14 protein-coding genes are annotated in these 14,855 nt (G+C 60.1%); 5 read left to right on the top strand and 9 right to left on the bottom strand.

Annotated features, from left to right (window positions below):
- Positions 1-266: 266 nt before the first annotated feature.
- From HFO71_RS28820 to HFO71_RS28810, 3 genes are all read right to left on the bottom strand, one after another.
- On the bottom strand, positions 267-1,106 hold the full coding sequence (locus HFO71_RS28820; protein ID WP_077979758.1) for a MetQ/NlpA family lipoprotein: 840 nt from the start codon (positions 1,104-1,106) through the stop codon (positions 267-269).
- A 244-nt stretch (positions 1,107-1,350) separates the two neighbouring features.
- Entirely contained in the window at positions 1,351-1,911 is a 561-nt protein-coding gene (gene msuE, locus HFO71_RS28815) for an FMN reductase (RefSeq protein ID WP_025398501.1), read from the bottom strand.
- A 219-nt stretch (positions 1,912-2,130) separates the two neighbouring features.
- Positions 2,131-3,333 carry an MFS transporter gene (locus HFO71_RS28810; protein WP_168259546.1) on the bottom strand — a complete coding sequence of 401 codons (1,203 nt, stop codon included), beginning with the start codon at positions 3,331-3,333 and terminating at the stop codon, positions 2,131-2,133.
- A 356-nt stretch (positions 3,334-3,689) separates the two neighbouring features.
- Here HFO71_RS28810 and HFO71_RS28805 point away from each other — a divergent pair, with 356 nt between their 5' ends.
- The 5 genes from HFO71_RS28805 to repC all read left to right on the top strand — a co-directional run bounded on the left by HFO71_RS28805 (position 3,690) and on the right by repC (position 9,320).
- Positions 3,690-4,148 carry a helix-turn-helix domain-containing protein gene (locus tag HFO71_RS28805; protein WP_077979755.1) on the top strand — a complete coding sequence of 153 codons (459 nt, stop codon included), beginning with the start codon at positions 3,690-3,692 and terminating at the stop codon, positions 4,146-4,148.
- 179 nt (positions 4,149-4,327) lie between these two features.
- Positions 4,328-5,088, top strand: a protein-coding gene (locus tag HFO71_RS28800) for an IS5 family transposase (protein ID WP_131641787.1) whose coding sequence is annotated in 2 segments (ribosomal slippage) — positions 4,328-4,667 and positions 4,667-5,088 — 762 coding nt in all. Because the reading frame shifts where the segments join, the coding sequence is not laid out codon by codon here.
- A gap of 480 nt (positions 5,089-5,568) precedes the next feature.
- Positions 5,569-6,783, top strand: coding sequence for a plasmid partitioning protein RepA (repA, locus tag HFO71_RS28795; RefSeq protein ID WP_131641785.1), 1,215 nt, complete (start codon positions 5,569-5,571; stop codon positions 6,781-6,783).
- 42 nt (positions 6,784-6,825) lie between these two features.
- Positions 6,826-7,878 (top strand): plasmid partitioning protein RepB, encoded by a 1,053-nt coding sequence (gene repB, locus HFO71_RS28790; protein ID WP_131641784.1) that lies wholly within the window; start codon positions 6,826-6,828, stop codon positions 7,876-7,878.
- 149 nt (positions 7,879-8,027) lie between these two features.
- The gene (gene repC, locus HFO71_RS28785) at positions 8,028-9,320 is read left to right on the top strand and encodes a plasmid replication protein RepC (protein ID WP_077979751.1); all 1,293 of its coding nucleotides are present in this window, start codon (positions 8,028-8,030) and stop codon (positions 9,318-9,320) included.
- 48 nt (positions 9,321-9,368) lie between these two features.
- On the opposite strand, the gene HFO71_RS28780 is transcribed toward repC, so the two are convergent.
- The 6 genes from HFO71_RS28780 to HFO71_RS28755 all read right to left on the bottom strand — a co-directional run bounded on the left by HFO71_RS28780 (position 9,369) and on the right by HFO71_RS28755 (position 14,821).
- Positions 9,369-10,544, bottom strand: a complete 1,176-nt coding sequence (locus tag HFO71_RS28780) for a glycerate kinase family protein (protein WP_131641783.1) — start codon at positions 10,542-10,544, stop codon at positions 9,369-9,371.
- 146 nt (positions 10,545-10,690) lie between these two features.
- Positions 10,691-12,109: an SLC13 family permease gene (locus tag HFO71_RS28775; RefSeq protein ID WP_131641782.1), complete on the bottom strand. Its 1,419-nt coding sequence runs from the start codon at positions 12,107-12,109 to the stop codon at positions 10,691-10,693.
- Positions 12,110-12,201: 92 nt separating this feature from the next.
- Positions 12,202-12,585 carry a hypothetical protein gene (locus HFO71_RS28770; protein ID WP_165505256.1) on the bottom strand — a complete coding sequence of 128 codons (384 nt, stop codon included), beginning with the start codon at positions 12,583-12,585 and terminating at the stop codon, positions 12,202-12,204.
- A 177-nt stretch (positions 12,586-12,762) separates the two neighbouring features.
- A complete protein-coding gene (locus tag HFO71_RS28765) occupies positions 12,763-13,479 on the bottom strand; it encodes a DUF6065 family protein (protein WP_077979748.1) in 717 nt (238 codons plus the stop codon).
- Between the two features lie 71 nt (positions 13,480-13,550).
- Positions 13,551-14,282, bottom strand: coding sequence for an anti-sigma factor family protein (locus tag HFO71_RS28760; RefSeq protein WP_221988752.1), 732 nt, complete (start codon positions 14,280-14,282; stop codon positions 13,551-13,553).
- The gene (locus HFO71_RS28755; protein WP_131641780.1) at positions 14,279-14,821 is read right to left on the bottom strand and encodes an RNA polymerase sigma factor; all 543 of its coding nucleotides are present in this window, start codon (positions 14,819-14,821) and stop codon (positions 14,279-14,281) included. The genes HFO71_RS28760 and HFO71_RS28755 overlap by 4 nt, the downstream gene beginning before the upstream one ends.
- Positions 14,822-14,855 lie beyond the last annotated feature (34 nt).

Genomic DNA, 14,855 nt, shown 5'->3' with positions numbered 1-14,855 from the left:
ATACTGAAGGCGGTCCGGGCAGAGAACGCCCGGACCGCCTCTCGGCAGGCCTTAGAGCCTTTCCGGGTTAGATTGAAGCATTCTGCCCTGGCGAAAAGATGCCCGGCCCTTCGGGTTGGCTAAAACGGACCGGCTGATCGACCGGCCGGCTTGGCCGTAGAGCTGGGCTACGACGCGCGCCGGCCGGTCGACCATCCGACTCCGTTTGAGCCAACAGAATGCTTCAATCTAACCCGGAAAGGCTCTAACCCCAGCCCTGCCTCTGATCAATAGGCGCTGAGACCCGTGCCCTTGTAGACCTTGTCGAATTCGGCCTTGACGGTGTCGTTCTGATAAGAAGACACAAGCGTCTTGACCCATTCGGCATCCTTGTTGTCGTCCTTGACGGCGATGAAGTTGCGGTACGGATTGTCGGCGACCGGTTCCTGGGCAATGCGTTCAGCTGGCGAAAGACCGCTCTTCAGCGCCCAGTCGGTGTTGACGATACCGGCATCCAGATCGTCGATCGAACGGCCGACGATGCCGGCGTCTAGTTCCTTGATCTCGATCTTTTTCGGATTGTCGGTGACGTCGGCGACGGTCGCGAGAATACCGGCGCCCTCCTTCAGTTTGATCAGGCCTTCGCTCTGGAGAACGCGCAACGCACGGCCTTCGTTCGAGGGATCGTTCGGCACGCCGATGACGGCACCTTCCGGGATCTCTGCGACGGACTTGTATTTCTTGCTGTAAAGGCCGATCGGCCAGACCCCGGTATAACCGACGCGAACGATGTGATAGCCGTGCTGCTGGATCTGGTTGTCGAGATAGGGCTGGTGCTGGAAGGCGTTGGCATCGATTTCGCCGCGCTCCAGCGCTTCATTCGGCTGGGTGTAGTCGTTGAAGATGACGGTCTCGATCTTGAGACCCTCCTTGCCCGCCTCGCTCGCGACCACGCGCCAGATATCCTCCTCCTCGCCGGCCATGATGCCGACCTTGATCGACTTATCCTCGGCATGGGAAGGAGCGGGAGCGGCAAAGGAAAAGACTGCGGCCACCGAAACGGCGACGGCGGCAAGAGCCGCCCGGCGCGAAAGGTGGAAGCCGTGAAGATTTTTGTTCTTGGTCATTGTATATCCCGTCTGACTGAATGAGGCCGAACGCCCCGAGCAGGCCGATCATGGCAAATGCGCGGGTCGGGAGCGAAGCACGAATGTCTGATGTGGAGGAAGGGCCGGAAAAACTCTTGCCCTGCCATCGATATCGGCAGGATAAATTTCCACCAAATTTATGGATTAATTGCGGCTCGAGAGCATGCTCCAAAAATGAAAACGGCGCCTCCTCGGCGCCGTCTCAAGCCCATTCCGGCATTCCTCATTCGGCAGCAATCAGGGCGCGACTTCGCGCAGGAAAGAACGTCTTGAGCTCGCCGATGACTTCGCCGATCCGCTTGGAAAGTGGATCGGACGAGACACGGTAATCGGTGAAGTCGCGGTCGGACGCGTAAACGGCTGTGGGCAGCGTGTGCGACATGAAAAAACCGAAGAGCGGGCGGAGCTGGTGCTCGACCATCAGCGCATGGCGGTCGCCGCCGCCGGTCGCAGTGATGATGATTGGCTTGGCGCGCAGTTCATGCGGGTCGATCAGGTCGATCAGATGCTTGAAGAGGCCGGGATAGCTGCCTTTGTAAGTTGGCGCTCCGATTACCAGGACATCGGCATTGACGATGTCGTCGATAACTTCCCTGGCGCGACTGTCGAGGTCGTCACGGCGCAGCGCCTGCCCAAGCGAGGGGCCGACATCTGTCAGATCGTAGATGGTGTTGTCGAAGCCGTATTTCTCGCCGGCGAGATCGGCAATGTTTTCGACAAGCGCAAACGTCTTCGAGGGGCGGTTGAAGCTACCCGCAAGGCCGACCAGTTTGTGAGCAGACATGCCATTTCCTTCCAATATCGTGCCGAGACCGACGTCATTATTGGACGAATATTATCTATAAAAATAGTGGATTAAAGGAATGGCGATCCCTCTTCCCCATAGGAGGAGAAAAATACGTTCGAGCCTGAGGGCGATGGCGACGTGCAAAACTGCATCATGCATCGAGCCGGAGTGTCGGTGACATTCCGGCTCGATCGATTGACCGCAAGCGATGTCGCCTCAGACGGGTTTCTGCTTGGGAATACGCGGCAGGAAGACCGTGAGGAGACCGAGCAGCGGCAGGTATGAGCAGATGCGGTAAACGAAATCGATGCCGTGGGTATCGGCGAAACTGCCGAGCAGCGCTGCGCCAAGCCCCCCTGCCCCGAAGGCGAAGCCGAAGAAGACCCCGGCGATTAACCCTACCCGCCCCGGCACCAGTTCCTGTGCGAAGACGACGATTGCCGAGAAGGCCGAAGCGAAGACCAGGCCGATGACGACGCTGAGTATGCCCGTCCAGAAAAGGTTCGCATAGGGAAGCAAGAGCGCGAAGGGAATGACGCCGAGGATCGAGAACCAGATGACGAAACGGGCGCCGAAGCGGTCACCGATCGGTCCACCGAGGAAGGTGCCGACGGCGACCGAGCCGAGGAACAGGAAGAGCATCAGCTGTGCCTGCTGCACGCTGAGGGCAAACTTGTCGATGACATAGAAGGTGAAGTAGCTTGATACGCTCGCCATGTAGACATTTTTCGTTGCCGTCAGCAGGACAAGAATCAGCAACGCCCAGATGACCCGGTTCTGCGGCAGCGGCAGGGTCCGGCTTATTGCCGGCTTGCTGGCATTCTGGCGCCTGTGGCTCATGTACCAGTTGCCGACCCAGCTCAGCACGACCATGCCGACCATGGCGATGGCGGCGAACCAGGAGACGCTGTGCTGGCCGAGCGGCAGCACGATAAAGGCGGCAAGCAGCGGACCGATCGCCTGGCCGGCATTGCCACCGACCTGGAAGAAGGATTGCGCGAAACCGTGGCGACCGCCGGAGGCAAGACGGGCAACGCGCGAAGATTCCGGATGGAAGACCGCCGAGCCGAAGCCGATCAAGCTGGCGGCAACCAGCAGCAGTTCGAAGCTGCCGGCGTTGCCGAGCAGAATGAGGCCGCAAAGGGTACTCGCCATGCCAACCGGCAGCGAATAGGGCATCGGCCAGCGGTCGGTGACGATGCCGACCAGCGGCTGCAGCAGCGAAGCCGTGACCTGGAAAGTCATGGTGAGGAGACCGATCTGCACGAAATCGAGATCGTAGTTCGCCTTGAACAGCGGATAGAGAGAGGCGAGTAGCGATTGCATGATGTCGTTCAGCATGTGGCAGAAGCTGACCGCCACGAGGATAGACATCGTTGTTTTTTCGAAACGGGGCGCACCCTCGGCAACGGTTGCCATCAATACTTCTCCTGCACAGGCACGGCCGGTGCCGTGCGATGTCGCTTTTATTCGATGGATTTTCGGGCGATCGGGGCTGGGAAGACTCTCGTGCGACGGTCGCTGAATTGCATTTAGCGTAAGCCGAAACGCAATTACAGCCCAGTTTTATCCGTATTGGTACGGCTTTTGCTCGATTTGCGCTGCCGCCGAGTGATTTCTGCGTGATTTCACGTCGTTGGACGGGGGCTTTCATATCACAGTCGGCCGCGATCGTCGCATATCCGCTGTGCTGTATGAAAACAACCATGGAAAAGCCATGCGGGTGATACTACAGCTGCGCCGATTGAAAATGCGATCGAGGCTGAACACACGTGATGAATGTCAAGACAGCGAATGCAATAGACAGCTATGTCGGAGCGCGCATCAGAATGCGCCGGCAGTTGCTCGGGATGAGCCAGGAACGGCTTGCCGAGCAGATCGGCGTGACCTTTCAGCAGGTTCAAAAATACGAGAAGGGCATCAACCGCATCGGCGCGAGCCGGCTGCAGCGGATCGCCGAGGTGCTGCACACGTCGCCGAGCTTCTTCTTCGAACAGGAGAATTCCGAGCCGTTGACGCTGCAAGGGCTGGATCTATCCGCGAATATGGATCCGGTCGCCGAATTCCTGCGAACGAAAGAGGGATTGGTGCTCAATCGCGCCTTTCTGAAGATCGCGGACAGCAATATCCGCGAAACGGTCATCGCGCTGGTGAAGGCGATGGCGCAGGCGGAAAGTCGCGGTCTGACATCGGGAGCCTCCGCAGCGGATATCATCCTTCCGCTCGGAGAATAGGCGGGTATCGCAGCGTTGCGCCTGGCGGGCCGACCGGACAATCAGTGGCATTTCCCGAAAGGGTCTGCTTGCGATTTGGCATTTGCTTGATCGTTATCTAGGCCGTAGTGACAATTTAACGTCTTGGGATTCCCAAGGGCAAGCAAATCAGATTCAACGCTGACTTTTGGAGGTCAGTGATGGAATGCGATGCCCTTCGGGATGATCAATGGGAACGGATCAGAGGGTTTGTACCGGGAGGGACCAGGGGCAAACGTGGTCCGCGCACGAACAATCGATTGTTTCTGGACGCGCTATTGTGGATGGCCCGTTCCGGCGGCCGCTGGCGCGACCTGCCCGAGCGACTGGGCGACTACCGCTCGGTGAAACGGCGTTACTACCGCTGGATCGAAATGGGTGTGCTCGATGAGATGCTGGCGATGCTTGCCCGAGAAGCAGACCTGGAATGGCTGATGATCGACAGCACCATCGTGCGGGCACACCAGCATGCGGCAGGGGCGCGTAAGGTTAAAGGGGGGCGGATGCCCAGGGCCTGGGCCGGTCTCGGGGCGGATTAAGCACCAAAATCCATGCGGCAACGGAGTCGCTCGGGCTTCCGGTTCGTCTGATCGCGTCTCCCGGACAGCGTAACGACATCGCCTTTGCTCACGATCTCGTCGAGGGCATCCAGGCTGCGGCTACGATTGCCGACAAGGGCTATGATGCCGATCATCTGTGCGACAAGATCACTGAAACCGGTGCTGACGTCGTCATTCCGCCGAAACGCAACCGCAAGCTCCAGCGCCACTATGATGCCGATCTCTACAAGGAGCGAAACCGTATCGAACGCTTCTTCAACAAGCTCAAACGGTTCAGACGCGTCGCAACCCGATACGACAAGCTGCTCGCAAACTTCATGGGCTTCGTTAAACTCGCCGCTATCGCTATTTGGCTCAAATAGTTAAATCGTCACTACGGCCTAGGGACGGCGCCGAGCTGGGCGCTGAATTCTCGGCCTATCGCCTGGATCTTGCGCTGGGCGTACTGTTGCAGAACCTCGGCGGGAGCGGCGTGTCCCTCCCCCAGGCAAGCAATCAAGACGGCTCTCCGCCACGCGGCCTGAACAGCCACCGACCGTCCAGGTGCTTTGCCCATTGCGGGCGTACTTCAAAGAGCTGTGCACGCTCGATATCTCGCTTCCGAAGTATCCAATCGGCTATGATGCCGGTTGCGCGGCCTTGCTCTTGCGATTCGGCTGGCGAATGCGCGATTGCTGCTCCGACAGCGGCCGCCCGGGCGGCATGTTCAAGCCTTTGAAAAAGATTGGACAACCTCACGGTAAGGTCTTGTTAACCCTATTTGCCTTGCCACCCCTCCAGAATCGGCGCTAAATGCGGTTTCACAGCGCCTGGGGCTTTTAAATCGCATTTTCGAGATTTCCATGAATATGGCACCGCATATAGAAAAAGCAATTTCTGATGTCGACCAGCTGATTATTGGTCAGGCGCAGGAACTGTCCGACAAGCTGAAGCAGCATCGGCTCGAGATGTTTCCGCCGCGTGCATTGAAGGGTCTGAGGGAATTTCAGCTTGCCGAGGCGGCGCGTTTCCTCGGTGTCACCAGCGGCTATCTTCGCAACCTGTCGCTGGAGGGCAAAGGCGCCCTTCCCCAGGTCACGCCGTCGGGACGTCGATCCTATACGGCTGAGCAAATGGAAGAGATGCGCAGCTTCCTGGAGCACAATGCCCGCGCCGGGACGCATTATATGCGTCATCGCCGCGGCAACGAACATCTGCAGGTCGTTGCCGTCGTCAACTTCAAAGGTGGCAGCGGCAAGACGACGAGTGCGGCACACCTTGCCCAGCATCTTGCCCTGACGGGTCACCGTGTCCTTGCCGTCGACCTCGATCCGCAGGCCTCTCTCTCCGCCATCCACGGTTTTCAACCGGAGTTCGACGTCAACGAAAATGAGACGCTCTACGCCGCCATTCGTTATGACGATCAGCGGCGGCCGCTGAGAGAGATCATCCGTCCGACGAATTTCCCGAACCTTCATCTGGTGCCGGGCAATCTCGAACTGATGGAATTCGAGCACGATACGCCGCGCGTCCTTGCTCAGGGCAAGGCGGGTGACTATGGACGCGTCTTCTTCGCGCGGCTGGACGAGGCGCTGTCCTCAGTCGCCGACGATTACGACGTGGTCATCATCGACTGCCCTCCCCAGCTCGGCTTCTTGACCATGAGCGCCATTTGCGGCGCAACAGCAGTTCTGATCACCGTTCATCCTCAGATGCTCGACGTGATGTCGATGTGCCAATTTCTGCAGATGCTCGGCGAGGTGCTCAACACACTGAAAGGTGCCGGCGGCAACATGAACCTCGACTGGCTGCGTTATCTCGTCACCCGTTACGATCCGCAGGACGGGCCGCAGACGCAAATGGTCGCCTTCATGCGTTCGATGTTCAAGAACCACGTGCTCACCAATCCGATGTTGCGCAGCGTCGCGATCTCCGATGCGGCGATGACCAATCAGACGCTTTACGAAGTCGAGCGGAACCAGTTTACCCGCGCGACCTATGACCGCGCCATGGAGGCGATGGATTCCGTCAATACCGAGATCGCCGATCTCATCCACAAGGCATGGGGGCGGAAATGACCGAGAAGTTTACTGCGGTAAACTGGGACGAGGAGCTGGCTGATGGCGCGTAAGAATCTCCTTTCGGGCCTGATGGACGATTCCAAGAAGTTTACTGCGGTAAACGATCAGGACGAACCACTCCACAGGGACGAGAAGCAGCAGATTACCTATAAGGGAATCGGCGCTCTCGGTGCCGTGACGCGCAGTATCGATGCGCTGGCTGCCAAGGCCGATGCGGCCAAAGCGATCGAGGAAAAGCTGGCGACCGGTGAGACGGTGATTGATCTCGACCCTGCCCTGATCGAAGATTCCTTCGTAACGGACCGGCTGGCGCATACCGACGAACAGTTTCGCGAATTGGTCGAGGCGATCCGGTTGCGCGGTCAGGATTCGCCGATCCTCGTCCGGCCGCATCCTGAGAAGGACGGCCGATATCAGATCGCCTTCGGCCACCGTCGCGCCCGGGCCGCCAAGGAACTCGGCCGACCTGTCCGTGCCGTGGTCAAGAAACTCGACGATCGCGACCATGTCATTGCGCAGGGCCAGGAGAATTCGGCACGCGCCGATCTCTCCTTCATCGAGAGGACCATGTTTGCCGACAAGCTCGACGCGTTGGGCTTCGACAGGGAAACAATCATGTCCGCGCTCAGCGCCGACAAGACGACGGTTTCCAAGATGCTGTCCGTCACCAGGCGGATCCCGGCCGAAGTCCTGACCGCGATCGGTGCGGCCAAGACCACCGGCCGTGATCGGTGGCACGATCTGTCAGTGAAATTCGAGACCGAAAACATTGCCGCACGAGCGATCGAGTTCACCAGATCGGGGGAATTCGGGACGGCGGAGCCGGATGCCCGCTTCGATATGCTGGTTGCCTTCATCAGTAGGAGGCAACAACAGGCCTCATCCATAGCGGCAATTCAGCCCGCCGCTCACGCCTGGCAGCGCAAGGACGGCGCGGTCAAGGCGAAGATCAAGGATGACGGGAAACAATTCACCATCGCGTTGAAGGCGGAGAAGGCGTCTGCCTTTGGAGCCTACATCGCCAGCAATCTGGATCGTCTCTACGAGGCGTTCGAGAAGACACAGGATTTGACCAAGAACGGAGATCAATAAGCAAAAGAAAAGGCCCCCGAACGTTGCCGTCGCGGAAGCCCTCTCTGATCTAGACACCCAGAGAATCACATTTCCGCGAATCATAGTCAAGAGTCTTTGGCACCGAATTTGGTGAGCCGCGATCTTTTGCCTTGAAGAAGGCGAAGAAAATGGAAAGCGGAAATGTGACGACGCCCTTCGGGCGGCGGCCGATGACGCTTGGCATGTTAGCAAGCCAGGCGGCTGCTCGAGAAATCGAGCCCGGCCAATCTATCGACAAGTGGAAACTCTATCGTGCCCTGTGCGAGGCCAAGCCGCTGCTCGGCATCACCGACCGGGCGCTCGCTATCTTGAACGCCTTGCTGAGCTTTCATCCCAAGGGGGAGCTCTCTGAGGAAAACGGGCTCGTGGTGTTCCCTTCCAATGCACAGCTCTCGCTGCGCGCACATGGAATGGCGGAGCAGACGATCCGTCGCCACCTGGCGACCCTCATCGAGGCCGGGCTGCTGATCCGCAAGGACAGCCCGAACGGCAAGCGCTACGCCCGCAAGGAGCAGGGTGGGGAGATCCGCGAGGCATTCGGTTTTTCGCTGGCGCCGCTGCTAGTGCGTGCTGAGGAAATCGAGCGGTTGGCGGCAGAGGTGGTTGCGGAACGGTTGCACCTGCAGCGGCTCAGAGAACGCCTGACGCTTTGCCGGCGCGATGTCGCCAAGCTCATCGAGATGGCATTGGAGGAGGGCGCCGCCGGCGATTGGAGCCGGGTTCATCTGCATTTTCGCGATGTCGTCGAGCGGCTGCCACGGTCGCCTTCCGCCGAACAGGTTGCAGCCGCACTCGACGAATTGGAGCTGCTGCGCGAAGAAATCACCAATCAGTTGGAAATGCAGGTTAAAACTCGAAATCATAGCGGCAATGCCCAACATTATGAGCGGCACATACAGAATTCAAACCCACAATCCATTATTGAACTTGAACCGGCTTCCGAAATGAAGCAGGACGCAACGGCGGACGAACGATCGGGGGGCCGGGCCGAACCGACAGTCCGAATACAGAAAGATGAAGAGAAGAACGGGCGTGTGCCGGCCGCAAGTTCTGCCCCCACTGCCAGCGCCGCGCTCAAATCCTTCCCACTGGGGCTGGTGTTGCAGGCCTGCCCGGAAATCGCAGCCTATGGACCGCAGGGCTCGGTCGGCACATGGCGCGAGCTGATGGCCGCGGCTGTGGTCGTTCGCTCGATGCTCGGCGTCAGCCCATCGGCGTATGAGCAGGCCTGCGAAATCATGGGACCTGAAAATGCGGCCACCGTCATGGCCTGCGTTCTCGAAAGGGCAGGGCACATCAACTCCGCCGGCGGTTACCTGCGCGACCTGACGCGACGCGCCGAGAAAGGCGAATTCGCCATCGGACCAATGTTGATGGCCCTTGCCCGCAGCAATTCGCCGATTAGAGCTAAGACGGGATGAATTGGTGCTTGCAGAAGCTGACTTTGTCCCCTTTACCCTTGCTCAAGGTCAGGCACCTGGCGCCAGCGTGCCCCCAAGCCTCATGCCCACCATGACCATGCGGACTGCATCCTCTGCCGCTCGGGAGAGTAGTTTCGGGGCGCTGAAGATGGCGTCTTCCAGCGAGCAGGGCCTGCTCAGGATCGACGCAAAGGCATCAATGCCATGCTCGAAATTAAGGCGTACGCCTTTGCCAATGGTGCCGGCGAGTGCGATGACGGGCACTCCGGCAATTTTTGCCCGTGCAGCCACTTCGGCAGGCACCTTTCCATATGGGGTTTGCCCGTCAAGGCTGCCCTCCGCGGTGATGACCAAATCAGCCTGTGCGATAAACCGGTCGAGCTCCAGATACTGCATGACGATGTCGTAACGCGGATGCAATCTGCCGCCAAGGAGGCCGAGTATCGCGGCACCAAGCCCGCCGGAGGCGCCGGATCCGGGCGCCATGCCGACATCGATGCCCGTCGTGCACCGAATCGCGGTGGCATACGTCTCCATGGCAGCAGCAAGCAGTTCCACCTGCATCGGCGTTGCGCCCTTCTGCGGCCCGAAAATGCGCGCAACACCGCGTTCACCGAGGAGGACATTGTGCCAGTTGACGGCAGCATCGATGCGCACGCCTTCAAGACGAGGATCTCGGCCGCTCATATCAATGGCGGCGAGGCGGGAAAGCGCTGCGCCACCGTGGGGCAGGCGATTGCCTTCCTGGTCGAGGAGACGGATGCCGAGCGCTTCGGCCATGCCGGCGCCGCCATCGTTGATGCCGCTATCGCCACAGCCGAGAAGGATGCGGCGTGCACCTCGGTCGAGCGCTGCACGCACCAGTTCGCCAACGCCATAACTCGTCGTCACGCAGGGATTGCGCCGGTCGCGCGGCACGAGGCTGAGCCCGGCGGCCGCGGCCATCTCGATGACGGCGGTCGGCTCGTCGCTGCCGCCGAGGAACCCGAAATGCGCCTCGACCGGCTCGTTGACCGGGCCGCTCACCGTCAACTGGTGAAGTGTACCGCCGGTCGCCTTGATGAGCGCTTTGGTGAAACCCTCGCCGCCATCGACCATAGGCGTTTTGATGACGGCAAGGCCGGGAAAGGCGCGCAGAACGCCACTTTCGATGCAATCCGCTGCCTGATCTGCCGACAGACTTTCCTTGAAACCGGAGGGCGCGACGAGAACCGTGAACGACATGGGATGTTCCTTTCTACTATGACAATGATGTGACAGGGGAGGAACGGGACAGGACCGAGGCTATTCCAGCATTATAAAAATAAATTAGCCGACTAAATAAAAAAGACCGCACGCAGCGGTCTCTCCCTTTTGTCTATCCGAACTGTTCAGTACAGCGGCAGGTCCTGCAGCGGCCAGACGAGTGTGGCGAAGATGACCAGCAGCACCACGAAGGGCACGATCAGCCAACCGGCGAGCCGGAACAGGTCGGCCTGCCCGAAGGGGGGCGGATCCATCGCGCCGAATAGCGCTACCGGTTTGGCGGAGACCATCAGCGTTTGGCAAAAGCCGCTCGCCAACGTAACGACCATGACGAGATTGAGCGGGTCAACACCGAGGGCTGCGACCGGCAGGGCAAGCGCAGGTATGAGAATGGTCGCCCGCGCCGTGCGCGAGGTGATGACGAGGTGGGAAAGTGTCGCGACTACGGCAGCGAAAAAGACCAGGAGTGCGGGCGATGCCGCGATGCTGTTTCCGGCAAGGTCGACCATCCGCTCGGCCAGCACTTTCGCGGTGCCGGTCTCCAACAGCGCCTCGCCGATGACGAGCGTGCCGGCGAGGAAGAGCAGGAGGTTCCATTCCACGCTCTTGAGCGCCGCCTTCAGCGGTAGGCCGGAGACCTTTTGGTTCGCCAACAGCAGGGCAGCGGCGATGCCGATGAGCGGCATGCCGATGCCGTGCATGGGCTGCGCTGCAAAGAGCAGGATCATCGCGCCGGTCACGGCGAGCACGGTCCATTGCTGGCGTGTCAAAGGGGTCGGGGCCTCGTCGGCGTCGCGCTCGGCTATCGCTATCGCCCGCTCCTCGCGGGTAAGAAAAAGACGCAGCAGCACGGCGCAGGCGAGCAGCGAGCATAGCAGCGAAAAGGGTCCGGCAAGCGCCATCCAGCCCAGGAAATCGGGCCCTTTCTCCTGCAGGCGCTCCATCATCCCGGCCGCGACGAGGTGGGCACCAGCGCCGATCAGCGAAGCGCCGGCGGAGAGCAGGATGACCGAGGGAAAGAGCAGCGCGAGCGCCCGGTTGACCCGCGTATTGCCGATCGCGGTGGCGAGACCAAGATAGACCGGTGCCAGCATGGCGGCGCGCGCCGAGGTCGAGGGGATGATGAAGGCGGTGGCGAAGATCAAGAGCGTCAGCGCCCAGAACAAGCCTCGCACGGTGGCGAACCGGGCGAGCAGCCGACGGATAATTTGTTCGATTACGCCGACCTGACGCAGCACGCCGGCCACAACGAAGGCCGCCAGCATCAGCCAAACGATATCATTGCCGAGCGAGCGGTAAAGCACATCCTCGTCAATCGCGCCGGCGACCGGCAGAAGAGCGGCGGCGGCGAGCGCCACGGGCGTGTCCGGCAGGTCGAGGATGGTCCAGGCGGTGATCGATGCGACGAAGACGGCGAGTGTCAGCCGCATCTTCAGGGTGAGATCGTCGATCGCCAGGAAGATCAGCATGGCGCTGAAGGCGAGCACGATCGCCGCGACGATCTGCTTGACGCGGGCAAGCGGCACGGTGCGCTCGGTTGCCATAGAGGGTTCCCCACGCCGGTTGGCGTGGGGGTCCAGAGGGGCGATTGCATATAGGGCCACGATCGCCCTCCTTTCGGGTTTCAGACTGAGCCTCAATCGTCGTCGGAGGACGAATTTGACGAGGAATTGGAGGAAGAATTCGAGTTCGAATTGCTCGAAGAGTTCGATGAACTGTTCGAGTTGGAGTTGCTCGACGAATTGGAGCTGCTGTTTGAGCTCGAATTCGAGTTGGAATTCGAGTTGGAATTCGAGTTGGAATTCCGGGAGGAGTTCGACGAACTGTTGGAGTTGCGGTTCGAACTCCAGCTGCTGCGCCGGTCATCGTCCCGGTCGCGGTTATAGCGGGCGTGGCTCGCCTTGTTGCTTTGCGTCATCTTCTGCAAAAGGCGTGTGACCGGGTCATCGGCGATGGCGGGCGCGGGTGCCGCGGCACCGACCACCAGGAACGCGCTCAGGATTGCGATGAACTTCTTCATGACGTTTCTCCTTTGAGTGACAGCCTCCTTGGCTGCGAGGGAGAAACGGCGGCGAGGGATGTTTATTCCTCAAAAAACAGAAATATTTTCAATAGGATAATTTGAATCCGCAACACACGCGGAAGCACCGCCGCTGCGATGGGCAGCGACGGCGAACCGGAAATCCGTGTCAAAAAACTATCGCTGCGCGCGAGCGAAGCGGCGGTACCAGCCGTCCGATGCGAGTGTCTTGCGCAGGATCGTCTTGCGAACGGTGCCTTCCTCCGGGTTTTCCGTGCGGATGTCGGCGTCGAGGTCGGATGCGTCGCGGCGGAATGGAATGACCTGGACAATCGGTGTGCCGCGCTCCAGCATATGCAGGCCGTCCTCACCGGTGGCGAAGAACGGGAAGTGGATTTCCGACTGGTACGTGTCGGTATCCACGACCCCGGCAACGACCTCGAAGACGCCATTCGGTCGATTGAGCGGCGGCACGAACAGGCAGCTCCAGCCGGGCGGCGTACGGATGGTCCAATAATTGTGGAACTTGCACGGCGGCAGCGGCTCGCGCGGATTGCCGGCAACCTGATGGCTGGCATGGTTGCTGACGAGCGTGCGGTCGAAATCCCAACCGCAATCGACCGTTTTGCCATTGTCGGAGATTTCCATGCGGACGCTTGCCGCCAGCCCGATCACCCAGCCCGTCGCCATCGCGTCGAGGAAGGGCATGCAACGCTTCACGGTCAAGCCGCTGTTGTTGGATGAGACATGCGCCTCATCGACGGCAGGCAGCCTGCGGAACCAGTCGGGCAGCGCCGTCTTGGCGCGCACGGGAGCGGGGATAACCCCCTCGTCCTCCTTGCGGCAGAGAAATGTCAATCCGGGCTGCGGTTTATTCAAAAAGGCCATTGTCATCGCTGTTCTCCCGTCAATCGATGCGGGATGAACGGCGCCCGGAAGGACTTATTCCCGATGATGGCAAATATTCATTCAGGGGCCAGAACCTCTCGTTCCTCCTCAGGCGAAAGTGGTGCCCCAGCCTGGATCGAGGCCAGATAGGCGTCGATCGTCTCCTGTGACGAGGCAGGGACGTATCCGTCGGCTTTCGCAGATGTTAGTGCGAGCCGCGTCGCCCAGACGCCGTTCTGCCGGCAAGCGACGGTGAGGGTGCTGCTTTTCGGTTGCTTCAGCTCATATTCGCGGCAGAGTTCGCCGCGTTCATCGCGGAATGAGGCGACGACATGCAGCACGGTTTCCGGGGAAGACAGCGTCACGTCCCGGCCAGACACCTCGCGGTCGAGGACAGCGGTGATCTCTGCGCCGGAATTCGATGCAGACGGGTTTATGCGGCCCAGCGTAAAACCGACAACGCCGGTCACGATCGCCACAAGACTTGCCGCGACCGGCACGAGCCAGCGCCGCATCGTCTGCTGCTGTTGTTTTGGACGGAAGGAAACGACGTTATCCTGCGGCTTTTGGTGCCGTACCTCATCCGCCATCCTGTGGACCGAAGCAAGCAACGCCTCAGGCACCGGCTCGTCGATCAGGGGTTTCAGCGCGTCACCCACCAACTGGCGGCTGTCGAGGAAGACGGCGAGGCGTTCGCAGAGCGCCTCGTTGCTAGCAAGTGCCTCTTCCAGCGCGCGGCTTTGCGTCTCGTCCAGTTCGCCATCGGCAAATGCCATCAATGTTTCATCGTCAAAATCTTTCTTGCTCATAGAACGCCGCCTTTCGAATCGGGCGAACGTCTCTCGCCAAAACTTATTCCCGTCAGCTCCATCAGATTTTTCCGTGCGCGGGCAAGCCTGCTCATCACCGTGCCGATCGGGATAGCGAGAACCTCGGCGGCATCGCGGTAACTGAACTCCTCAACGCAGACAAGCACCAGCACTTCACGCTGTTCGGCCGGCAGCTTTTGGAGGGCGGCGGTCACTTCGAGCAGATCCATGCGCGCAAGCGATGCAGCCTCGCCGGAGGGAATCGACACATCGCGCGCATCCTCCAGATCTCCTTGGGGGCCGGCCGTTTTCTGGCGGCGCAGGTGGTCGATCCACAAATTGCGCAGAATGCGGAACATCCAGGCATCGAACCGGCTGCCGGGTACAAAGCTGTCGGCTGCGAGGATAGCGCGCTCGCAGGCCATCTGTACAAGGTCGTCTGCCAATTCCCGGGAACGGCACAGCGAGATCGCAAAACGCCTGAGGTTCGGCAGGAAGGCAACCAGCCGTTCGGGTACTGTCTGCGTGTCGTTGGTCATTTCGCTTTTTCGCACGCGAGGGAATAAGCTGTCG

It is taken from the genome of Rhizobium laguerreae (genome assembly GCF_019778565.1).
In the GTDB taxonomy this organism is placed as follows: Bacteria; Pseudomonadota; Alphaproteobacteria; order Rhizobiales; family Rhizobiaceae; genus Rhizobium; species Rhizobium laguerreae.
Note: the sequence above shows the minus strand (reverse complement) of the source record. Positions and strands in the feature narration are given on the sequence as shown.